Origin of the sequence: Roseovarius tibetensis, assembly GCF_050896375.1 — a bacterium.
Classification (GTDB): Bacteria; Pseudomonadota; Alphaproteobacteria; order Rhodobacterales; family Rhodobacteraceae; genus Roseovarius; species Roseovarius tibetensis.
The window spans coordinates 1-23,099 of sequence record NZ_JBPBBB010000005.1; the positions used below are offsets into that span (position 1 = coordinate 1).

Here is a 23,099-nt window from a genome sequence, read left to right on the forward strand (position 1 = left end):
TTCGCCGACGCCATCCTGGCGTTCTTCCGCGAAACCATCCCAAGAGAATGGAAAATGTTCCGCGAACAGGTGTCAGACAATTTCCGCGTCATAACCCACCAAGAATTTCGGTTTTTGGAAGGTTAGAGGTATAATACAAATACTTTGCCGGAGGTACCGCGCTCGTGTGACGGTTATTTACCTTCTTCTCCCGTTCCGGCTGATCACGCGGCATCGGGGCACAAGCGCATCGCTTGACAGGCCGGGGCGGCGAGACGGCGCACCGTTCGAGCTGCAGCCGGCAGGCTGTCGGGGTGACACCCATCACGTAGACCGCGCATTTCTGTCCCCCAATGATTGGTCGACATGGCAAGGGACAATCGCCCCGGTCCGGTCGGGGACCGCCTAGACCCCGATGGAGCCCCCTTGGGGGGTGTTGCCCGCGCCGGTTGGGCCTGTAGGAACATGTGCCCGTTGTCAGGCGCTTTCATACCGACTGAACACCTCGGTTCCGCCATCGCGAAGGATCAGGAACACGTCGTATGCCTCACGGGCGGACTCGGGGCCCATGCCGGGCGATCCGTAGGGCATGCCCGGAACCGCGAGGCCGACCGCGTCTGGCCGCTGGTCGAGCAGCCGGCGAATGTCGGCAGCCGGGACATGACCCTCGATCATGTAGCCTTCGACGCGGGCCGTATGGCACGAAGCCATGTCCGGCGGGATCCCGTTCTCGGATTTGTAGCGCATGAGCAGGACCCCGGCGCTGTGTTCGGTCGTGATGGCGAACCCTTGCCGGTCAAGGATATCGATCCAGGCCGAGCAGCAGCCACAGTTTGGGTCTTTTAGCACATGGATCGCTGGTCCGGTGCCTTGTGCCGATGTCTGCAACGGACCTGTCGCCAAAAGCGCTGTCGCGCCACCGAGGATCGCGCGCCGCGTGAGCGTATTGTGGATCATGTTGTTTTCCTTTCCGGTTTCGTAATGTGATGCCCTTCGGGGCAGATGGCCCCGAGCCGTGTCGGGCGCACCCTTGATGTCGGCAGATCTGCTCGTCTTGACGCGCGGGACCTTAGGGGAGCGATGATCGCGCATGATCCTGACCTTGCGGTCTTAGGGCCTGCCGCGTCTCGCAGTGATCTTCCCGACCGTGGCGATGTCATGTGTCCGAAACATGGATCGGCCCATGCATGCCGGCTTCCATGTGGCCGGGGATCAGGCAGGCGAACTGGAACTTTCCCGCGTTGGCAAACGTCCAGATGATGTCCCCGGTCGCGCCCGGAGCAAGGCGGATCGCGTTGGGATCGTCATGCTCCATGTTCGGGGAGGTCTGCATCATCTTGCGATGCTTTTCGTTGTTTTCATGGGTATCTATAACGAATTCATGATCGAGATCCCCGGCGTTATGCACCCGCAGCCGCACCGTTTCGCCGGGTTGAAAGCTCAGATTGTCGGGATCAAAGATCATCCGGCCATCCGACGTCTCCCGCATCGTGATCTTGACGGTGCGATCGATCTTGTCCGACGTGCCGGGCCGGCCGACCTGCATCATCGCGTCGTGGCCGTGACCGGCCATGTGCCCGTCGTCGTGACCATGCCCGCCATCATGCGTGCCGGCCGCCATGGCCGCACCTGCGCCCAGTAGAAGCGCGGTGACAAGGGATGTTCGTTTCATGGCGTGACTCCTTTTGCGTGTCGTGGTCTCGGCTCGTGTCAGGTCGAGGTTCGGTTTCAGGATCGCCCGACGGCCACAGGTTCCGTGCGATCAGCATGCCGGTTCCCGCCAGCGCCACCAAGAGGTCAAGTGCCAAGACCGGGCCGAACAGTGTCATCGACCATGGGATGGCCCAAAAACCCACGCGTTTCACGTCACGGTAACCGTGGCAAAAGGGTGGAACAAGAAAGGGCAGCGCGCCTTACCCTGTAGTAAGTATGCCGGATATCGCATGTGCGCATCTCCGGGCGGTGTGCGTTTTACCGCGGCCCTCGATCAGTCGAGCTTTGCCCGCATCATCGGTCCCACGGCGGTTTCATGTCGCACAGCCTGCCGTGTGTTTTTCAACCCGGACACAGGGACCGCGTTCGCCGATGACACCGGTGCTGTCGATACCGTGCCGTCAGGACGGGTCGTCCGCGCGCTTGGTCAATCGTGTCAGGACCGCGTTCATGCTATCTGCCAGGGTCCCGGACGTGGAAATGCTGTGCCAGTCCGTGGATTTCGGCGCGCGGGCGAGTTGTCCCGACAGCACATCTGGATCGGCATCCGATGCACCGGGATCGCGGGTTTGCAGGCGCGCGCGCAACCTGTCGGGATCGGCCTCTAGCCACACGCCGTCGAACGGCACCCCGGCGGCATGCGCCGCATCCTCGATCGCGGCGCGGTCCTCTGCGCGGTCGTGCACAGCGTCGGCAATCACGGTAACACCGTCCTTCAGCAGCCGCTCTGCCCGTCGGGCCATATCCGAATAGACCCGCGCGGACACCTCGGGGCTGTAGGCATCGGGCGGCAAGGGCTGATCCGGGGGCGTGTCGAACATCGCCTTGCGCGTGCGGTCACTGCTGATCACGCGGGCGCCCGGCGCACGGTCCAGATGCGGGGCGAGCGTTGCGGCAAGGGTGGATTTGCCCGACCCGCTCAGACCGCCAACGGCCACCAGCCGCGCCGCTTTGGGCACAAGCAGATCTTCGGCCAGATCGAAATAGCGGCGCGCCTCATTGGCGAGCGTTGCGCGATCCTCTGTTGCGGATGCGGCCTGCGTCGCCGTGACATGTGCCCGCACCGCAGCGCGCAAGGCGGTAAAGAACGGCATCAGGACATAGCCGTCCTCCTGTGAGGATCCGTCGAAATAGCGGTTCACGACCTGCGACGCCTCCTCCTGCAGGCCCCTATGCCACAGGTCCATCGCCAGGAATGCGAGATCATAGAGCACATCCACCGTCGCAAGCGCCTCGTCGAATTCGAGGCAGTCGAACAGCCGCACCCGCCCCTCGTAAAGGCAGATATTGCGAAGATGCAGATCCCCGTGACACCGCCGCACATTGCCTGCGCGCGCTCGGGCGTCCAGCCGGTCGGCATGGGTGTGCAAGGCGGCCTCGAAGGCGGCGTCGAGGCGGGACATGTCGGCGGCGTCGAAAAGGGCGCTCTGTCTGAATCCGGCCGCATTGATCTTCAGCACCGAGGCGATGTTGCCGGCCCCGTCGGCATGCGTGTCGACCGGGGCCTCGGCATGGAATGCCGCGACCTGCTGCGCCAATGCATCGAGGTGCCGGCGCGTCAACGCCCCGCGCCGCGCCATGCGGTCGAACAAGGCCTCCTGATCAAAGCGGCGCATTTCGACCACCGCATCCAGAAGATCACCGGTGCCGTCAAATTCCGGCCCCTGCGCCCCTGCCGTGATGCGACGGACCGCCAGATAGAGTTCCGGCGCTGTCCGGCGGTTAAGCTGCAACTCGGTCTCGCAGGCTACAAGGCGTTGTTCCGGCGTTGAAAAGTCCAGATAGGCCAGTTGCACGGCGCGCTTGAGTTTGAAAACCCGCGTGCCGATCAGGAACAGGCACGAGATATGCGTGTCGATCCGTTCGACGGTGCCGGTCTGGCCGTAGAGTGCAGGATTTTCCAGAAAATCCTTGACCGCCTGTTGATCCTCATGCGCCATGATCATCCCCCGTCAGTGTTCTGGCTGCGACCGTGCCCGAGGTCACACCGCCTTTCGACGGATTTGATCGAGCATAAGGTCGCGCGCGGCTTGATGGGGCACGGGGTAGCATAGGATGGCTGCGGTATAAACGCTTTGAGCGTGAACACCGGATGACCGCTGGACCCGCCGGGACAGGACCTTGTCGCCCGGTCCGACCGGCAGCAGCCCCGCGCGGCCCGATGCAAAAGAGCCGGAGCCGCAGCGCAAGTTGCGCGCGGATGCCCATCCTGTCCGACGTACGACGTCTTGCCTGCGACGAGGGCAGGGCGCCACGGTCCCGTCGCGCCGATACATGACGCCGTACCACGGGTGCCGGAACCAGCCGAGACTTGCCGCCTTGGGCGCGATCGGCAATGATGCCGACAGGATAGCGATCAAACACTGAAACCGGTGAGGTCATTCCAGATGAAGGGCGACAGGATTTTGCACTACGAGATCGTGCCGACTGACACCCGCAAGACCTTCCGACGAGGCGCTGCGACCACACAGGGCCTTGCCGCCGAGGCGGCACCGACACTGCGGGGTGACGATCCGGGGCGTGTTCCGGCCGGTCCCGGGCCGATGCGATGACGCGCGCCGGGATCGATCCCTCTGACAGTGCCGCGCTGGTTCCGGTTTACCTGCGCCAGCGCCTGGACGCCGAGGGGGATGTCCTGCGGGCCGGGCAGGGGCAGGGCGGGGTGGTCCTTCTGGCCGACCTGGTGGGGTACTCACGCATCTGCGCCACGCTGGTCGATACGCACGCCCGAAGCGCCGAGGAAATCGGCGGGTTTCTGAACCGTCTGCTCGAACTGATGGCCGACTGCATCGCGCGGCATGGCGGATCGGTGGTGACGCTTGCAGGGGATGCCGCAATCTCGATCTGGCCGGCCCCGGATGCGGGTGACGTGCCCGATGCCGTTGCGCGGGCCCTGATCTGCGCGCAGGAGCTGCAGCGGATCTCTTCGGACCAGCGCGACCCCATCCTTGCGCCCGTGCGCCTGCAGGTCTCGGTCGCGGCGGGGCCTGTCTGGGTTGCGGATGTGGGTCTTGGGGCCGGGCGGCGGCACCTGCACGCCGCCGGTCCGGTGCTCGAAGATCTGGCGACCCTCGGCGCCCTGACCGGACCGGGACAGGTCGCGATGCCGATCGAACTTCGCGACCTGTTGGGCGACGGCGTGACGGGTCACGGGCACGGGGCCGGATTCATCGTCGATGGCCTTGGGGCCTGCCGCGCCGAACCGCCCACCGTGCCCGATGCCGCGTCCGACACGATGGCACCGGCCCCCGCGGCCTATGTCGCCGCGTCCACGGCATCTCTGGTGCGGGCCGGTGACCGGCGATGGCTGGCGGAGTTTCGCCGCGCCTCCGTGCTGTTTCTGGCGATCGACGGGTTCAGCGCGGCGATGACCGGGGCCGCCGACCGGCTCGACCGGCTGTTTTCCGCGATCGGTGCGGCAATCGAGGCGACCGACGGTCTGGTGCTGCAGGCGATCAACGATGACAAGGGGCTGCTGGTGCAGGCGGTCTGGGGCCTTGCGACCAACACGCATGAAGACGACGCGGCCCGCTGTGTCCTGGCGGCACTGGACGCGCAGGACGCCGTGCAGGAACGGGGGTTCGGATGTCGCGCCGGGATCGCCACCGGCAAGGTGTTCGCCGGGCTGATCGGGCATGCGCAATACCGACAATACGCGGTGCTTGGCGATGCGGTCAACAGGGCCTCGGCCCTGTCGCGCCTGTCGGGTGACAGGCTGCGCGCCGACACGGCGACGGCGGACGCGGCGGACGCGCGGTTCACCTTTGCCCCGCCGGTCGAGGTGCCGCTCAAGGGCTGGCAGACCCCTTGGGCGGTCCATGCCGACCCGCAGGAGCAAGCCAGCGCCCGTGTCGAAACACACGCCTTCGTCGGTCGGCGGCGGGAACTGGCGGCGATTTCCGAGATGGTCATGGACCGCCCTGGCGAGGCCGCGCCGATCCTTCTGATCGAGGCCGAGGCCGGCATGGGCAAGTCACGGCTGGCCGGTCAGGCGCGCACCCTGTTGGCGGATCAGGGCCTGCGCCATGTCGACGGTGCCGGTGACGTTCTGCGCCGGACCACGGGTCTGCACATGTGGCGCGCCATATTCGCCCGGCTCCTCGGCGATGCGCCTATGGAGCCGCGCCTGTCCGCGCTGGTCGCGGATGATCCGGTGCTCGCCGGACGCTTGCCACTTCTCAACCCGGTGTTGCCGCAGGACTTGCCCGACACCCCGGAAACACAAGGGTTCGACACGGCCACGCGCGGTCGGTTGCTTGTGGATACGGTCGCCGAGGTCGCCGCGCGGCTGTTGCGCGACACGGCAGACTGGCTGGTGATCGAAGACGCCCACTGGCTGGACAGTTCCTCGTGGCTGGTACTGACCGAGGTCCATCGCCGGATGCCCGGCCTCGGGTTGCTGCTGGTCTCTCGGGTGCTGGACCGGGCGGCACTGCCGCGGGAGACGGCGACCATGTTTCAGGAAACCTGCCTGGTCGAGATGCCGCTGGCGGCGCTGCCGCACGACGAGACGGCCGAGCTTGCCTCGGCGGTGCTCGGTGTGACCGATCTGCCGGGCGATCTGGCGCGTCTCATTCACGACCGGGCCGAGGGTCATCCGCTTTACGTCAAGGAACTGACGCTGTCGCTGCGCGACCGCGGGATCATCCGCACGCGGGGGCAGCACTGCTCCGTCAGGCTGGGAGAGGACGGTGTCGCGGCGATCGAGTTTCCCGACGGTGTCGAAGGCGTGGTGGCCGACCGGATCTCGACGCTCGATCCGACGGTGCAGTTGACATTGAAGGCCGCGGCCGTCTGCGGTCGCAGGTTTGACCTTGCGCAGCTTTCGAGCATCCGACCCGGCGGGGTGGAGGCCGCCACACTGTCGGCACATCTGCAGGCGATCCTGCGGACCGGCCTGATCGAGGCGCGGGCCGGGCACGCGGATCGGTTCCGGTTTCATCACGCGATCATCCAGGACACCGCGCACAGTCTGCTTCTGCGAGAGCAGAGGATGGAGTTGCACAGCGCCGCGGCGCGCTGGATGGAAGGGCAGGGCGATGCCGGTGACGCCGCGCCGGTGATCGCCTTTCACTGGTCCAACGCCGAAGAGCATGACCGCGCCGTGGACTGGTACGAACGTGCCGCGCATGGTGCGCAGGCGGGCAACGCCCCGGCCGAAGTCGTGGAGTTCACGAGCCGCGCGCGGGACCATGCCAATCGCGCGTCGCGCAGGTTCGAGACAGACCGACGAGGTCGGTGGCTTTACCTTGAGGGCAACGCGTTGATGTCGCTTGGATATTACCGTCGTGGCGCGGATACCCTGCGCGGGGCGATCGCCCTTCTGGACGCGCCGCTACCGGCCGGAAAGGCCGGGGCGATCTGGTGCAGCCTGCGGGAATTCATGCGCCTCAAGACCGGTGTGAGGCCGGGCTCTATCCCGCCGGAACAGCGGGACACGGCGCTGATGGTGGCCGAGGCGCTCCACGCGCTGTCCGAGATCACCTATCAGCATGGTGATATCCCGCAGACGCTGGCGGGGGCGCTTTATGCGCTGAACCTTGGCGAACGCGCCGGTGGCGACAGCCCGATCATGGCCAAGATCCTGATGGGCATAGCCTTTGTCGGCATGTCCGCACCGTGGGCCATCGACCCGCTGGCGTACCGTGACCGCGCGCTGGCGATGTGCGAGCGGTTGGAGGATGATCTGACCTGGTCCTGGGTGCTGTTCGTTGCCGGTGTGTTCGAGATGGGGCAGGGGAATTTCCCGACGGCGCAGACCCATCTGGGACGTTGCCCGCCGATCTGCGAGCGCGTGGGCGAATGGAAGAACTGGTTTTCGTCGATGGCCAATTACGGCAACGCCTTGCGGGTCGAGGGTCGGGTGGCCGCGTCGCAGGCCGTTGACGTGCGCCTGCTGGAGGTGGCGCTGGATCGCGGCAACGTGCTGGCACAGGTGTGGTCGCGCACGGCGATCGCGAAAAACCATGTATATCTGGGCGAATTCGACGCGCTGGACGACTGCCTTGACCGCCTGGACGTGCTGTTCGCCACACCCGAGAATGTGACCGAAGGCAGCACCGACAATTACATGACCCTGCATCTTGCCCATGCCAGCGCGCGGGTCCGGGCGGGGCGTGACGCTGATGCCCTCGTCTCGATGGTCGAGGTGGCGCGTCTGTTCGACAGCATGGCAAGCCCCGGAATCTACGGGATGGAGCCCGTGATGATGATGTGCGACCTGATCGAGGTCATGCGCCTGCGCGGTGCCGATCCCGGCAGGCTGGCGGCCGTGATGCGGTCGACCGTGGGCTATGGCAGCCGCCTTGCGCGGCAGTATCCGGGCGCGCGGGCCAAGCTGGCCTATGCGAGGGGCGACGGCGCCGCGATGGCCGGGCGCCACCGCCGCGCTGCGAGGTTCTGGGAAGCCGCGCGCGTCGATGCCGCGGCCCGCGGGCTCTATCTCGACGAGGCGCAGGCAGCGCTACGTCTGGCGCATCGGGCCGGGCACGACGACGCCGCCGCGCTGCGGGCGCGCGCCGATACCATCCTGCGCGATCTCGATCTTGCCAAGCCGCCGCTCTGGGCGGCGCAGGAACCGTGAACCGACCTCAGTCGAGCGCGGTCCCGTCGGTCTGAAACCGGACCTCGGTCAGCGGATTGCCCGGCGCGTTGCCAAAGCGCAGGGTCATGAGAAGCGGCTGATCGAAATCCGATCCGCCGGTGACCGACTGCCCGGTGATGCGGTACCGCAGCAGCCCCGCAAGACCGGCAGGATCGCCCGTCGTCGCCTCGAGGCTGGCCTTGAAACACGGCACCGCGTCGAACGCCGCCAGAAGTGCCGTCAGCCCGCCACCGTCGAGCCATGGCCCCTCGGGCACGGCTGTCCCGCCCGGCCCGTAAAAGATCACCCCACCCGGATCGCTGGCCTGGACCAGCCAATCGAGACCCTCGTCCGGGGCACGGTCCAGCATATCGGCGATGGGGTCTTTGGTCTGCGCGCCCCCCGGCAGGGCCAGCGCGTCGATAAGGGCGCTGTCGGCGATCACCCATTGCTCGGCCACCTGCACCTCGGCCTGCGCGGGGTCGGTGAACCGCACCATGAGCGTCGCCTTGAGATCCCGAAAGCGCTGTCCTGTCAGGTTCGCGACACCCGTCAGGCTGAGCCAGGCGAAGCCGCGATTGCTGGCAACATCGACCGCCACGCTTTCCAGATTGACCGTGTCGAGGGTCAGCAGCACGCCCAGTTCGGTGAAGAAGTTCACCGCGCCCATCTGCCCCTTGAAGCTGCCCGAAAAGGCGGCGCCGCCCGGTCCGTGCAGCACGCAACCGGGGTCGACCGCCGCTTGTGCGAGGAACGGATTGCCGGCCGCGAGCGCCCTTGTGACCGATCGAATACACCCGTCCATCGCGCCGCGGCGCAGGAAATCGTCGTGAATCGTGGGGGTCTGCTTTTTCAGATGGGCCTGAATCGCCAGCGCGATCTGGGTTCCCGACCAGATCGCGCCATCCATGTAGCCGTTCGAGATCGAGGCGGTTTCCGTGGAGGCGAAGAAGACCTCGCCTTCCGGCATCCGTCCGTTGCCTTCCAGAAGGATCGCGGGGCCACCATCGAGAAACCCGCCCTTGCCGAAATGGCCCGCCGGGCAGCCCTTGGACAAGGGCTCGGCATTCCAGTCCATTTCGAAATATCGGGGGTTGTATGCCGTCAGGTCGGTCTTGAACACCTCCGCCACCCGTTTGAGGATCGCGGCCTCGCGCTGTGCGGGTGTCTGCTTGCGCAGCTTGCGTGCCTGATCGCCGACGATGAACGCGAACAGCGCCGGCGCGTGCTCGGCGCTGGCATTATCCATCATCCAAACGCTGGGGCCGTTCAGCATCAGGACGTCGCCTGACAGCCCCCAGGCCGAGATGTTGCCGTCGAACATCGGGTCCGGGTTGCCGGGATAGACCGGGATGCCATTGACCGTTCCCGCCTGGTAGGTGCCGGTGTCGGTGCGCCAGAACGCCGTGTCGAAGCGCACGAAGGTCATGATCATGTCGGAATTGGCCATCGCACCCGCGGCATCGCGCCGTGCCTGCGGCAGGGCCGGATGAAACGCGATATCCGCGTAAAGGGCCGGCGCCATGGCGAAAAGAACCGTGCGTGCCTGATAGGTAGTGCCCTGCGCGTCGTATAGCGTGACCGGCCCGCCCGGTGGGTTCTTGCAGTCGGTGATGGTCACGCCGGTCGTCACCGTTCCGGACGGCAATTCTGCCGCCATCCGCTCGGCCAGCGACTGCGCGCCCTTTGGAAGACGAAACCCCTGCGCGCCTTGCAGGGGCCACCGGATTGCCTGAAACCGTGCCAGACCGCCGCTTGATCCGATGTAGAACAGCAACCAGAGCATCGAGATTTCGCGCGGCTCGCAAGAGAATCCGACCCGGCAGAGCATCGCCACAAGCCCCATGAAGTAATCCGACGGCGGGCCGACTTCTGGGATGTTGACGGTCTTGACCCAGTCCTCGACCGACAGCGCGTCCAGCGCGGCGGCAGTGGGCACCGACCATGGCGCGTCGGTCGGGATCTGGTCGACCATGCTTTGCATCATCTGCAGATAGAACTGATCGCCGGGCGCGTCGGGCACGGTGGTTCCGATATAGGCGTCGAACCCGCCTTTCGCGTTTTCCTGCAGGTTCGCGCCTTGGCCGCACCAGAACGGATCACCGGGGCCCGGTGGTGTCTCGGGGCCGGCATATTGCTTGAAGGGTTTCAGGTTAAGCTCGCGTGCAAGTTTCCAGATCGAGTCCTGGAACGGTTCGTCACCGATGAAATGTGCGCCGAAATCGAACCATGTGGATTTGCCCTGCCACGTCTGTTCCACCGAGCAGGCCCGCCCGCCGACACGGTCGCGGCCTTCCAGCACCTTTACGGACAGACCGGCACTTGGGGATGTGCAGTCCCGCGCAGCCTTGAGACCGGTCAAGCCGGCCCCCACGATGATAAGGTCCAGCATGATCAATCTCCTGTTGACAATGTCTTCACGGTGCCGCGTGGCATTCCGTGCGTCAACATTTTTCGTGAACGGTCAACGGAAACGCGGATCGTTCAACCCGTGTGCAGCCGTATCATGGCGCCGGGCGCGGACTGTGCGATGCCAATCTGTCCACCGATCTCGACGACCGACGACCGATCCTGTCACACCTCGCGGGACCGGGGCGGAACATCGTCGCAAATTTTGGTGATCGGGCTGCTTTTTGCAAGTTTTCTCGCCATGTCGTGGGCGATCAATGCTTCGAGCGCCAGTTCGAGCCTGTGGTTCTTGCGCAGCGTGCGCCGCAGCGTCGGGGCGTGCCACCGGATGAGCCGTGCGCCCGGTTCGGCGATGACGGTTGCCGAGGCTGCGCCGTGGTTGAGCCACGCGATCTCGCCGACGAAACCGCTTCCGCTCAGACGCGCCGGTGCCTGTGCCCGGCGTTCGAGGCGCAGCTCGCCTTCGACAAGAAACCATAGGGCGTCGGGTGCTCGGCCTTCCTGTGTCAGGATCGTCGTCGTCTCGATCCGGCGTGTTTCGCCGACCTTCAGGAGTTGCCGGAACAGACCCGGTTCTATATCCCCCATCAAGCGCCACACCGGCCGATCCGCGCGCGGCAGGATGGCAGGCACACGGCTGAGCCAGAGCCTGACCATGCCCTGAAAACTGGCCGCCGCGATCATCGTCGAGCCGATAAAGGCGTCCCAGAGCGGCTCGGGACCGGCCATGAAGTAGTAGGCGCAATAGCAAAGACTGCCGATTATGACGAGCAGGCGGATGTGGATCTGATTGCGGAACAGGAACGCCATGACATACGTGCCGACCGCTGTCATGATCAGCAGTGACGTCGGATCGAGATACGCGTCCAAATGACACCTCTTGCGGCATGGCGACTGATGCAGGTTCGCGGTCACGCCGCGGCATGCAACGCCGTATTGTCGAACGGCAGGACATCACTTTAGCCAAGGATTTCAAGGCCGCGTCACCGCTCTGATGCGAGTAGGGGCCCGAACACCCGCTGCGAGTCAAGTCTTTTTGCCGCGCGTCTGTCGCCGCGGGTCCTGCGCTGCGCCATATGCGCTGCTTGTGCCGCGTCCGACAGGGTCTCAGGCGTTGGAACGGGCATAAAGCCGCCCCATGGTCAGGGGCGTCAGGTACATCGGGATCTGAAAGCACCCGACGAACAGCAGCAACGCGTCGCCCATGTCGGGCGGCACTGCGGCCAGAAACAGCGCCAGATTGCGACTGCTTGCGACGATGGCCATGGACGGGGCCAGGTGCGGGGCACCGGCACTGCGAAACGCCGTCCAGACAACAATCTGCGTGGCGAAGTTCAGCGCCAGGACCAGCAGAAGGATGCCCAGAACCGCCGGATCACCGGCCATCACCGCCGGGCCGACCCCCGACATCAGCGCGATCACCACAACCCCCATCGTCAGCGCGGTCAGCCCGTCCAGGCCTTGCTGCACGTGCGGCTTGGCCAACCCCGGCACTAGACGCCGCAACACCAGCGCGCCGCCGCCGGCCAGCACGATGATGCCCAGAAGCCGGCCAGCGGCGGTCAGTGTCGCGGCGGGATCGGGAAAGATCGGCATGAACCAGAATACCGGCAACACGGTCAACGGCAACAGCGCGGTGCCAACCACAAGGCCGCGCAGGGCGGGCATCGGATCGGCGCCCGACAGGATGGCAAGCCCCGGACTGCCCGTGATCGGGCTGGCGGCGAGCGCCAGCACCACGCCGAGACCGATAACACCGCCCTGCCATCCGAACAGCGTCAGCACCCCGAGCGCGGCCAACGGCATCAGCATCTGAAACAACAGCGCCATGCCCAGATAAAGAGGGATGTCACGCGGACGTGGACGCGCGGCACTTGATCCGATGCGCAGGGCGGCGAGAAACAGCATCGACCCGATCAGCGGCACGATCAGCGGCTCCAAGGCCCGCGCCAGCGCGGGCCATCCGATCCCCAGAAGGAGCCCGACGATCAGCACCGATCGCCCATTGCGCGCAACCCAGCCAAGCATCATGTGCTGTCCCGGATCAGTGTCGGGGGGCCGCCCGCCACGCTCAACGCGACATCATCGTGCCCGGCAGCCACAACGCGATTTCCGGGAACAGGGACAGGATGGCGGTTGCCAAGACCAGTATCAGAAAGAACGGCAGCGCCATCAGCGCGATCTCGAATATGCCGCGCCCGGTGATCGATTGCAGCACGAAGAGGTTGAACCCCACCGGCGGGGTGATCTGGCTCATCTCGACGACAAGCACAAGGAAGATCCCGAACCAGATCGGGTCGATGCCCGCTGCCGTCACCATCGGCAGGATCACCGAGGTCGTGAGCACCACGATCGAGATGCCGTCGAGGAAGAACCCCATCACGATGAAGAACACCAGCAGCGCCGACAGAAGCGCGAATTGCGAATAGCCCTGCTCGCCGATCCACGTGGCCAACGTGCGCGGGATGCCGGTAAACCCCATCGCCACGGTGAGAAACGCCGCGCCGCCAAGGATGAAGGCGATCATGCAGGTCGTCATCGCGGCCCCGCGCAACGCACCCACAAGGCTGTCGCGATCCAGCCCCCCGGTCAGACCGGAAATGATCAGCGCGCCGGCCACACCGACCACCGCCGCCTCGGTCGGCGATGCGAGGCCGGCATAGATCGACCCGATCACCGCCACGATCAGCAGCACCGTGGGCAGCAGAAGCTTCAGCGCGCGCAGCCTCTGGCGCATCGTCGGGCGCGGATCGGGGGCCGGCACGCGGTCACGATGCAGCAGCGACCACAGCATCACGTAGCCCGCGAACATCACCGCCAGCATCAGCCCCGGCAGCAGCCCGGCCAGGAACAGCCGCGCGATGGACTGCTCGGTCGCAGCACCATAGACGATCAGGATGATCGAGGGCGGGATCAGAAAGCCGAAGGTGCCCGACCCGGCCAGCGTGCCGATCGCCATGCGCATATCGTAGCCGCGCGATTTCAACTCGGGCAGGGACATCCGCCCGACGGTGGCCGTCGTCGCCGCCGACGAGCCGGAAACGGCCGCGAACAGCGCGCATCCCAGGATATTGACATGCAACAGGCCGCCGGGCAGCCGCCGCGTGAAGGGCGACAGGCCGGTGAACAGGTCCGACGACAGCCGCGATCGGAACAGGATCTCGCCCATCCAGATGAACATCGGCAGCGCCGTCAGGTTCCAGACATTCAGCGCGCCCCACATCCGGGTTGCCAGCACCGACCCGGTCGGCGCGGATGTCGCAAGCTCCATCGCCACCAGACCCACGGCCAGAAGTGCGAACCCGACCCAGAGGCCAAGCAGCAGGAAGCCGAACAGCACGACCAGCAGGATGATCGAAAGCGTGCCGATATCCATCAGCGTGGTCCTTCACGCGTGTCGCGGGCCCGCTCGGCCGTGCGAAAGGCGGGGTCGTCGCCGCGCAGCGTCGTCACAAGCTCGTCGATCAGCGCGACGGTAAAAATCACCAGACCTGTCGCCATCAGGGTTTTCGGAATCCAAAGCGGCACGACGATCCGCCCGTATGAGACCATTCCCGCGGCATGCGCGTCCAGCACGCTCAGGATCACGTGCCATGTCGCGAACCCGGCCAGCCCGGCGGCGATGGCCAGCACGACCGCGGCCAGCACCCGGTTGCCTGCCGGACCGAACGCCCGCAGGATCAACGTGACCCGAACATGTCCGGCGGCGCGCAGCGTGGAGGGCAGCGCGAGAAACGCGGCGGCAACGAAAAGAAAGCCGCCGAATTCCGCAAGCGACGGCACCGAAACGCCGAGCGGCGCGACCCCGAGAAAGGTAAGCCCGTGGTCGATGATGCGACCCCCAACCTGGATCAGTACGAGGGTCGCGATCGTCACCATGGCAAGGCACGACCCTGCAAGGGCGGTCCCGTAGACCGTGTCCAGCGCCTTGCGCATTACACTCTCCTGCCGGTTGTCTTGGAATGATCCGGGTGCGGGCGCCATCCGCGATGCCGCCCGCATCAGTCCATCAGTTCTCGCGGTACGCGTCGATGACGGCCTGACCCTCGTCACCCGCCGCTTCGAGCCATTCGGCGGTCATCGTCTCGCCGACCTCGGCCAGCCGTGCGCTCAGCGCGTCCGAGGGCTGCGACACCTGCATGCCACCCTCGACCAGCTCGGCGATCTTTTCCTCGGTCTCGGCCTTGGACATGTCCCAGCCGCGATCCTCGGCCTGTGCGGCAAGCTCCATCACCGTGGCCTGCCGTTCCTCGGACAGCCGGTCGAACGCGGCAGAGTTCACCAGCACGATGTTCTTGGGCAGCCACGCCTGTGTGTCGATGTAATGCGAGACAAAGTCCCAGGCCTTCGCGTTGGCCCCGGTCGACGGCGAGGTGATCATGGCCTCGACGCGACCTGTGGAAAACGCCGTCGGTATGTCGCCTTCCTCGACCTGTGTCGGTGTGGCCCCCAGCAATTCGGCAAGCCGTTCGGTGGCGACATTATAGGCGCGGAAGCTCAGCCCCTCCAGCTGGGCGGGGTCGGTGACCTCCTCACGCAGGTAAAGGCTCTGGCCCGGCCATGGCACGGCATACAGCACGGTCAGCCCCTGGGCTGCCAGCTTTTCCTCGACCGCCGGGCGCGAGGCATCCCAGAGGGCTTCGGCTTCTTCATAGTTGGAGGCCAGGAACGGAATGGAATCGACGCCGAAGATGGGATCTTCGTTGGACAGCCGTGACAGAAGGATCTCTCCGATCGGGACCAGTCCCTGACGGACCGCATCCTTGATCTCGGCGTGCCCGAACAGCGAGTTCGCGGAATGCACGGTGATGTCCAGTTCCCCGTCGGTCGCCTCTCGTACGTCATCGGCGAATTGCATGATGTTCTGGGTGTGGAAGATGCCATCGCCATAGGGCGTGGGCATGTCCCAGTTTTGCGCCAGCGCCGGTGCTGCGCCAAGCGTGGCTGTCAGTACGGCGCCCGCGACGATCTGTCGGCTGATGATGCTCATCGATATCTCCCCTCGTTTTTTCTGGTTGGTGTGGCGTCGATGCTGGGCGCAAACTCTCGGCTTGTCAACGAAGCGTATCCGTCTGAAACTGGCGGCCATGTACCGAAAGCAGAAGGGCGGATCATGGCGGAAACAGGCATGCGTTGGGATTTCTGGATCGATCGTGGCGGCACGTTCACCGATGTGATCGGACGCGCGCCCGACGGTGCCCTGCATCCGCTCAAGTTGCTGTCGGACAATGACGAGGCCTACGAGGACGCTGCGATCGAGGGCATCCGGCAAGTGCTCGGGGCCCCGGATGCGGCCGGCATCGACCCCGTCCGGATCGGCACCGTGCGGATGGGCACGACCGTGGCCACCAACGGCCTGCTGGAGCGCAAGGGCGACCGCACCGCGCTGCTGATCACGCGCGGCTTTCGCGATGCGTTGCGCCTTGGCTACCAGGCCCGGCCCGATATCTTCGCCAAGCAGATCATCCTGCCCGAAATGCTGTACGAGCGTGTTGTGGAGGTCGAGGAACGCCTGCATGCCGACGGCACGGTGGAAACACCGCTCGACCCCGCGATGCTGGACAAGGATCTGGACGCGCTGCGCGCGGACGGCATCGACGCGGTGGCGATCGTCCTGATGCATGCCTGGCGCAACCCGGAACACGAGATTGCGCTGGCCGCGCATGTGCGCGCCAAAGGCTTTGACCAGGTGTCGGTCAGCCACGAGATCTCGCCGTTGATCAAGCTGGTGGGGCGTGGCGACACGACCGTGGTCGATGCCTATCTTTCGCCCATCCTGCGCAGATACGTGGCACGGGTGAAGGACGCGCTTGGTGCAACGCGGGCGGGCGAGACCGGCCCGACGCTGCAATTCATGATGTCCTCGGGCGGGCTGACGGCGGCCGAGCGGTTTCAGGGCAAGGACGCGATCCTGTCGGGTCCGGCGGGCGGCGTCGTGGGCATGGCGCGCACCGCCGAGATTGCCGGTTTCGACAAGGTCATCGGCTTTGACATGGGCGGCACCTCCACGGATGTCGCGCATTTTGCCGGCGACTATGAACGCGCGCTGGATACCGAGGTTGCAGGCGTGCGGATGCGTGCGCCGATGATGCGGGTTCACACCGTCGCGGCGGGGGGCGGGTCGATCCTGCATGCCGAACCGGGGCGCTTTCGCGTCGGCCCGGACTCGGCGGGTGCCGATCCCGGCCCGGCGTGCTACCGGCGCGGTGGCCCGCTGACCGTGACCGACGCCAATGTCATGCTGGGCAAGCTCAATCCCGAACTGTTCCCGGCGATCTTCGGGCCAGGGCAGGACCAGACGCTCGACCGCAAGACGGTGGCCGAGCAGTTCAAGGCGATCGCCGCCGAGACCGGCGAGGGCCGCAGCCCCGAAGAGGTCGCCGAGGGGTTCATCCATATCGCGATCGAGAACATGGCCGGCGCGATCAAGAAGATCAGCGTGCAGCGCGGCTACGACGTGACGCGCTACCTGCTGAATTCCTTTGGCGGGGCCGGCGGGCAGCACGCCTGCCTCGTGGCGGATGCGCTTGGCATGGAATCGATCCTGATCCACCCGCTGTCGGGGTTGCTGTCGGCCTACGGGATCGGGCTCGCCCGCGTCTTCACCACACGGCAAAAGGCGCTGGAGGCCCCGTTCGAAGAGGCCAGCCGCGCAGAGATCGACGCCGCGTTGGAGGCCCTGCGCAGCGAGGTTCTCGACGAGTTGCACAATCAGGGCCTTGACCGGGACGCCGTCGCGACGCGCGCCAAGCTGCACCTCAAATACGAGGGCACCGATACGCCGTTGCCCGTGCTGTTCGACGGCAGCGATCTGGCCGCCGCACAGGCCGAGTTCGAGGCCGCGCACCAGGCGCAGTTCAGCTTTGTCAGCCCCGAAAAACGCCTGATGATCGAGGCGGTCGAGATGGAGGGATTCGAGGCGGATCCCGCCGCCGCGCCGGAAGATCTGAAGTCCGAGACAGGCGGCGAAGCGACCAGCGACCGTCGCGCGCCGATGTTTTCGGGCGGAACATGGCACGAGGCTGCGGTGTTTCACCGCGAGGGGCTCGACCCCGGCGACCAACTGCGCGGTCCCGCCCTGATCATCGAGCCCAACCAGACCATCGTGGTCGAGCCGGGCTGGCAAGCCACGATCACCGCCCGCGATCATGTGCTGCTCAGCCGGCACATGGAGTTGCGGCGCGATCAGGCGATCGGCACCGAAAAGGCCGATCCGGTGCTGCTGGAAGTGTTCAATAATCTCTACATGAACATTGCCGAACAGATGGGCGTGGCTCTGCAGAACACCGCGCAATCGGTCAACATCAAGGAACGGCTGGATTTTTCCTGCGCGGTCTTCGACGCCTCGGGCGCGCTGGTGGCCAATGCGCCGCACATGCCGGTGCATCTGGGATCGATGGACCGATCCGTGGAAACCGTGATTCGTCTCAACGAGGGGGACGTGAATCCCGGCGATGTCTTCGCGCTGAACGCGCCTTATAATGGCGGCACGCATCTGCCCGATATCACAGTGGTCACGCCGGTCTTCGACGATGCAGGCGAGGCGATCCTGTTCTGGGTCGCCTCGCGCGGGCATCACGCCGATGTCGGCGGCACCGCGCCGGGGTCGATGACGCCGTTGGCCACGACCGTGGACGAAGAGGGCGTGCTGATCGACAACTTCCGAGTCGTCCATCGCGGCACCTTCCGCGAGGACGCGCTGCGCGAATTGCTGACCGATCACCCCTGGCCCTGCCGCAATCCCGATCAGAACGTCGCGGACCTCAAGGCGCAGATCGCCGCGAATGCGCGCGGCATCGCCGAGTTGCGGCGCATGGTGGGTGAATTCGGCCTCGACGTGGTGCACGCCTATATGGGCCATGTGCAGGACAACGCCGCCGAGGAGGTGCGCCGCCTGATCGGCAAGCTTGAGGATTGCGAGTACGACTACCCCACCGATACCGGCCAGACGATCCGCGTCAAGATCACCGTCGATCACGACGCCCGCGAGGCGCTGATCGACTTCACCGGGACCAGTGACGCGCAGGGCAACAATTTCAACGCGCCCGAACCGGTGACGCGCGCCGCGGTGCTTTACGTCTTTCGGGTGATGGTCGAGGCGCCGATCCCGATGAATGCCGGGTGCCTGCGGCCGCTGCGAATCCGCATTCCTGACGGCTCGATGCTGAAACCCGCCTATCCGCGCGCGGTGGTGGCCGGCAATGTCGAGACCTCGCAGCATGTCACCAACGCGCTGTTCGCGGCCCTCGGCGCAATCGCCAATTCGCAAGGCACCATGAACAACCTGACCTTCGGCAATGCCCAGTACCAGTATTACGAGACGATATGCTCGGGCTCGCCCGCGGGGCGGATGAATTCAGGCGTTGGCTTTCACGGCACCGACGGGGTGCATGTCCACATGACCAATTCGCGCCTGACCGACCCCGAGGTGCTGGAGCTGCGCTTTCCCGTGCTGCTGGAAGATTTCTCGCTGGTCCAAGGCTCGGGCGGGACGGGCGCGTTTCACGCCGGCGATGGCACGCATCGGCGGCTGCGTTTCCTTCAAGACATGGATTGCGCGATCCTGTCGTCGCACCGGACACGGCCGCCGCAGGGTATCGCGGGCGGCGGCGCGGGGCGCGCGGGGCGCACTGTCGTGCATCACCTTGACGGGCGCGATGAGGTTCTGGATGCCTGCGCGCAGACCCAGCTTGCGGCGGGCGAGACGATCACGGTCACCACGCCGACGGCTGGTGGCTATGGAAAGGGGTGATCACTGCGCGACGCGCGCGAGAGGCGTTGTTTTCGGCGCGTGACGGTATTAGGTCCACCCCCGGTCTGGCAGTGCCGGATGCGCCGTGCGGGCGTGGTGGAATGGTAGACACATGGCACTTAAAATGCCTGGGCCGAAAGGCCGTGCCGGTTCAAGTCCGGCCGCCCGCACCAGACATTAATCCGGGATGCGATGCCGGCCCGGTCGGCGCGCACCCGTTTACACGAGACCGCGCCCCGCACGACAACTGCCAAGCTGGGCGCGATACCGGGCGGCGCGCCCCGCCACGTTGTCCGACACACGCAACAGCCATGGTTTGCTGTTGTGGTTCCCGCGAGAGAACCCGGTGCGTCCCTCGTGATAGGCAAGATACTGGTTGCGCGCGTCGAACGGCGACAGCCCCAGGCGGTCGCTTGATTTCGACATGTACCAGCCGATGAAATCCGCCGCATCGTGGATGTTGGTGCGCCGCGCCGCGCGCCGGTTGGTTTCCGCGCGGTATTCGTCCCAGGTCCCGTCCAGGGCCTGTGAATACCCGTAGGCCGAACTGATCCGACCCCGCGGGATCACCCCCAGACTGTAGCGAAACGGAGTGCGCGCATCACTGATGAATTTGCTTTCCTGGTGGATGGTTGCCATCTGCACATGCGCCGGGATGCCCCACCTGCGTTCGCTGGCGCGAAACGCGCGCGCATATTCGGGGCGTTCCGAAATGATCGCACAAGCGTTGTCTAGATTGCGCGGGGCCGTACCATACCCGGTTCCACCACCGCAGGACGACAGCAGGAAAAGGACGGCCAGTGCGCGAAGAGTTCTGCTCATCTGCCTCTCGCTTTCGTTTTGGCCGAACATAGCCGAAACGGCAAGCGGTGGGAAACACGAATTTGCCCGCATTGACACCACATCTGCGTCAGGCATTCTGTTGCCAACCGTGTGTCGCGGATTTCAGCCAAGAATACGTGCACCCGACCTTGTACCCGTACGCTCGTCTGTTAAACTCGAAAGAAGCATGATGAAACAACGCGCCAAATATCACCTGGGCCAAGTGGTCCGTCACAAGAAACACCCGTTCCGCGGGGTTGTTTTCGACGTCGATCCGCAATTCGCCAATACCGACGAATGGTATGCGTCGATCCCCGAGGATAGCCGCCCCTCGAAGGAACAGCCATTCTACCATCTTCTGGCCGAAAACGATCAAAGTTTCTACATCGCCTATGTCAGCGAGCAGAACCTCGTGGCCGATTATTCGGGCGAACCCGTGGACCATCCGGACATCCCCGATCTGTTCGGCCCGTTCGAGGACGGCCAGTATCCCCTGCAATTCCAGTTGAATTAAACGTGTGACGCGCGGGGTAGCACGCTGTGCTGCCCGAATTCGGTATGTGAAACAGCGTTTTCAGGGCCTCGTGACCTCGACGCCGCGCAGTGGCGGGGGCAATGATACGCGGCGTCGAGGGCAGCCTTTCGGCTACATGAATACGCTACGCCGGGTTCGTGTCAGCGATTTGCCCGTATTGTGACCATATGGCGGTCGCAGCCGGTGCGCCGCGACCCTCATGGCGTCCCGCGGTCGAAATCGAGAACCAGCCGGTTCTCGGCCCCATCGCGCAAATAGCACAGCCTGGCGGTCAAGGCATGGATGAGGGACCAACCAAAACCCCCTTCCGGAAGGGATGCGCGCAGACCAGAGACGTCCGGCGGCAACCCCGAAAGCGGTCCAAGGCCCGGTAACGCGACGCCGTGATCGCGCACCTCGCAGGACACGCGGCTCGGGCCGATCCGCACTGTCAGCATGATTGTCCCCGCAGAGCCCGGATAGTACGCGTGTTCAACAATATTGTTGAGCGCCTCGGCCATCGCGATCTCGATATTGCCGCAGACATCGTCGGGAAGAGGTTCGTTCAAAAGGTGCGCACGCAAGGTGTCGAGCATGTGGCGCACGTCCAGAGCGGTGGCGTTGCAGCGTAAGGTAATCTCGCCTGTCATGATCTGCGCGCTTGTATTCCCGTCAGTCTGACATGGTTCGTTGGTCGCGACGTCGCGCGGCGATCATCCCGGCGCGCGCGCACTCAGGTGATCGATCCTGTCATGGATCACGAACACCGTATCCATGCGCGTCAGGCGAAAGACCTTGGCCACGTCGGGTGTCAGCCCGGCCAGATCCAGCCGGCGCCCATGCCCCAGGTTCTTCATCGCCGCGACAATCGCGCCAAGACCGCTTGAATCGACGAATGTGACCTCGCCGAGGTCCAGCACCACGTCATCCGATCCCTGCGCGACCGCCTCGCGCAGGGCATCCTTGAACGCGATGGCCGCTGCCGCGTCGATACGGGCGGCGTTGACGTGTACGACGGTGGTGGTCCCGTCAAGGGTCGTTGAGAGTTCCATGCTGCCTCCGGCGTGATATGCTTTCCGCGACTGACACTAGACCCGATTCCTTACCATCCGGTATGCGCGGATCGGGCATCCATCAAGGAGGGCACAGGATGAACGAGGTTGTGATCGCGGGGGCGGTGCGTACGCCACTCGGTGGTTTTCAGGGCGATTTCGACGGTGTGCCGGCATCGGTCCTTGGCGGGGAGGCCATCAAGGCGGCCTTGACGGCCGCCGGATGTAACACGGTGGACGAGGTTCTGATGGGTTGCGTGCTGCCGGCGGGGCAGGGGCAGGCCCCGGCGCGGCAGGCGGGATTTGCCGCCGGTCTTGACGCGGATGTGCCTGCCACCACGCTCAACAAGATGTGCGGCTCTGGCATGAAGGCAGCGATGATGGGCTTTGACCAGATCGCGCTCGGTCATACCGCCACGATGATCGCGGGGGGGATGGAGTCGATGTCCTGCGCCCCCTATCTCTTGCCCAAGATGCGCGGTGGCGCGCGTCTGGGACACGCCGCCGCGATCGATCACATGTTTCTCGACGGGCTCGAGGATGCGTATGACAAGGGTCGCCTGATGGGCACCTTCGCCGAGGACTGCGCGGAAAAGTTCCAGTTCACGCGCGAGGCGCAGGACGACTACGCGCTCGGCTCGCTGCAAGGCGCGCTCGACGCGCAGAAATCGGGGGTGTTCGCGTCAGAGATCGTGCCCGTGACGCTGAAGACCCGCAAGGGCGAGGTCACGGTCAGCACCGACGAGCAACCCGGCACAGCCCGCCCCGACAAGATCCCGCATCTCAAGCCCGCCTTCCGCGAGGGCGGCACTGTGACGCCCGCGAATGCAAGCTCGATCAGCGACGGGGCGGCGGCACTGGTCCTGGCCTCGCACGACGCGGCGCGGGCGCAGGGCCTGACCATACGCGCACGTATCCTTGGGCATGCCAGCCACGCGCAGGCGCCGGGCTGGTTCACGACGGCGCCGGTGCCGGCGGCGCAGAAGCTGTTGCAGCGGATCGGATGGTCAACCGATGACGTCGATCTGTGGGAGGTCAATGAGGCCTTCGCGGTGGTGCCCATGGCCTTCATGCACGAGATGGGCGTGCCGCGCGAGAAGGTGAACGTGCATGGCGGGGCCTGCGCGCTTGGCCATCCCATCGGCGCCTCGGGGGCGCGGATCATTGTGACGCTGCTCAACGCGCTGGAAACCCGCGACCTGCAGCGCGGCGTGGCGGCGATCTGCATCGGGGGCGGCGAGGGTACGGCAATCGCCATCGAACGGGTGGCGTGAC

At 65.4% G+C, this 23,099-nt stretch carries 16 protein-coding genes and 1 tRNA gene; 5 read left to right on the plus strand and 12 right to left on the minus strand.

Annotated elements, in window-relative coordinates; genetic code table 11:
- Positions 1 to 456: 456 nt before the first annotated feature.
- The 3 genes from ACROSR_RS05055 to ACROSR_RS05065 form a co-directional block, all read right to left on the minus strand.
- Positions 457 to 936: a DUF411 domain-containing protein gene (locus ACROSR_RS05055; RefSeq protein WP_432682705.1), complete on the minus strand. Its 480-nt coding sequence runs from the start codon at positions 934 to 936 to the stop codon at positions 457 to 459.
- Positions 937 to 1,135: 199 nt separating this feature from the next.
- Positions 1,136 to 1,651, minus strand: a complete 516-nt coding sequence (locus ACROSR_RS05060) for a cupredoxin domain-containing protein (RefSeq protein WP_432682707.1) — start codon at positions 1,649 to 1,651, stop codon at positions 1,136 to 1,138.
- Between the two features lie 442 nt (positions 1,652 to 2,093).
- Positions 2,094 to 3,632, minus strand: coding sequence for a bifunctional aminoglycoside phosphotransferase/ATP-binding protein (locus ACROSR_RS05065; RefSeq protein WP_432682709.1), 1,539 nt, complete (start codon positions 3,630 to 3,632; stop codon positions 2,094 to 2,096).
- A 608-nt stretch (positions 3,633 to 4,240) separates the two neighbouring features.
- On the opposite strand from ACROSR_RS05065, the gene ACROSR_RS05070 reads away from it, so the two are divergent.
- Positions 4,241 to 8,275 (plus strand): AAA family ATPase, encoded by a 4,035-nt coding sequence (locus ACROSR_RS05070; protein WP_432682711.1) that lies wholly within the window; start codon positions 4,241 to 4,243, stop codon positions 8,273 to 8,275.
- A 7-nt stretch (positions 8,276 to 8,282) separates the two neighbouring features.
- On the opposite strand, the gene ACROSR_RS05075 is transcribed toward ACROSR_RS05070, so the two are convergent.
- From ACROSR_RS05075 to ACROSR_RS05100, 6 genes are all read right to left on the minus strand, one after another.
- Complete coding sequence (locus ACROSR_RS05075; RefSeq protein WP_432682713.1) at positions 8,283 to 10,667, minus strand: flavin monoamine oxidase family protein; 2,385 nt, start codon at positions 10,665 to 10,667, stop codon at positions 8,283 to 8,285.
- Between the two features lie 182 nt (positions 10,668 to 10,849).
- On the minus strand, positions 10,850 to 11,518 hold the full coding sequence (locus ACROSR_RS05080; RefSeq protein ID WP_432682715.1) for a cyclic nucleotide-binding domain-containing protein: 669 nt from the start codon (positions 11,516 to 11,518) through the stop codon (positions 10,850 to 10,852).
- Between the two features lie 273 nt (positions 11,519 to 11,791).
- Positions 11,792 to 12,712, minus strand: a complete 921-nt coding sequence (locus ACROSR_RS05085; RefSeq protein ID WP_432682717.1) for a hypothetical protein — start codon at positions 12,710 to 12,712, stop codon at positions 11,792 to 11,794.
- Positions 12,713 to 12,755: 43 nt separating this feature from the next.
- Positions 12,756 to 14,060: a TRAP transporter large permease gene (locus ACROSR_RS05090; RefSeq protein ID WP_432682719.1), complete on the minus strand. Its 1,305-nt coding sequence runs from the start codon at positions 14,058 to 14,060 to the stop codon at positions 12,756 to 12,758.
- A complete protein-coding gene (locus tag ACROSR_RS05095; protein ID WP_432682721.1) occupies positions 14,060 to 14,620 on the minus strand; it encodes a TRAP transporter small permease in 561 nt (186 codons plus the stop codon). Before ACROSR_RS05095 ends, ACROSR_RS05090 begins: the two co-directional genes overlap by 1 nt.
- 73 nt (positions 14,621 to 14,693) lie before the next feature.
- A complete protein-coding gene (locus ACROSR_RS05100; RefSeq protein WP_432682723.1) occupies positions 14,694 to 15,674 on the minus strand; it encodes a TRAP transporter substrate-binding protein in 981 nt (326 codons plus the stop codon).
- Positions 15,675 to 15,812: 138 nt separating this feature from the next.
- Here ACROSR_RS05100 and ACROSR_RS05105 point away from each other — a divergent pair, with 138 nt between their 5' ends.
- On the plus strand, positions 15,813 to 19,436 hold the full coding sequence (locus ACROSR_RS05105) for a hydantoinase B/oxoprolinase family protein (protein ID WP_432682725.1): 3,624 nt from the start codon (positions 15,813 to 15,815) through the stop codon (positions 19,434 to 19,436).
- Positions 19,437 to 19,523: 87 nt separating this feature from the next.
- Positions 19,524 to 19,609 (plus strand) — tRNA-Leu (locus ACROSR_RS05110).
- Between the two features lie 46 nt (positions 19,610 to 19,655).
- Here ACROSR_RS05110 and ACROSR_RS05115 read toward each other — a convergent pair.
- Positions 19,656 to 20,258 carry a transglycosylase SLT domain-containing protein gene (locus ACROSR_RS05115; RefSeq protein ID WP_432682727.1) on the minus strand — a complete coding sequence of 201 codons (603 nt, stop codon included), beginning with the start codon at positions 20,256 to 20,258 and terminating at the stop codon, positions 19,656 to 19,658.
- A gap of 187 nt (positions 20,259 to 20,445) precedes the next feature.
- Here ACROSR_RS05115 and hspQ point away from each other — a divergent pair, with 187 nt between their 5' ends.
- Complete coding sequence (hspQ, locus tag ACROSR_RS05120) at positions 20,446 to 20,772, plus strand: heat shock protein HspQ (RefSeq protein ID WP_432682729.1); 327 nt, start codon at positions 20,446 to 20,448, stop codon at positions 20,770 to 20,772.
- A 218-nt stretch (positions 20,773 to 20,990) separates the two neighbouring features.
- Here the strand turns inward: hspQ and ACROSR_RS05125 are convergent, their stop codons facing one another.
- Both ACROSR_RS05125 and ACROSR_RS05130 read right to left on the minus strand, forming a co-directional pair.
- Positions 20,991 to 21,422: an ATP-binding protein gene (locus ACROSR_RS05125; protein ID WP_432682731.1), complete on the minus strand. Its 432-nt coding sequence runs from the start codon at positions 21,420 to 21,422 to the stop codon at positions 20,991 to 20,993.
- A 63-nt stretch (positions 21,423 to 21,485) separates the two neighbouring features.
- Positions 21,486 to 21,824: an STAS domain-containing protein gene (locus tag ACROSR_RS05130; protein WP_432682733.1), complete on the minus strand. Its 339-nt coding sequence runs from the start codon at positions 21,822 to 21,824 to the stop codon at positions 21,486 to 21,488.
- Between the two features lie 98 nt (positions 21,825 to 21,922).
- Here ACROSR_RS05130 and ACROSR_RS05135 point away from each other — a divergent pair, with 98 nt between their 5' ends.
- Positions 21,923 to 23,098: a thiolase family protein gene (locus ACROSR_RS05135; RefSeq protein ID WP_432682735.1), complete on the plus strand. Its 1,176-nt coding sequence runs from the start codon at positions 21,923 to 21,925 to the stop codon at positions 23,096 to 23,098.
- The last annotated feature ends 1 nt before the right edge of the window (position 23,099 follow it).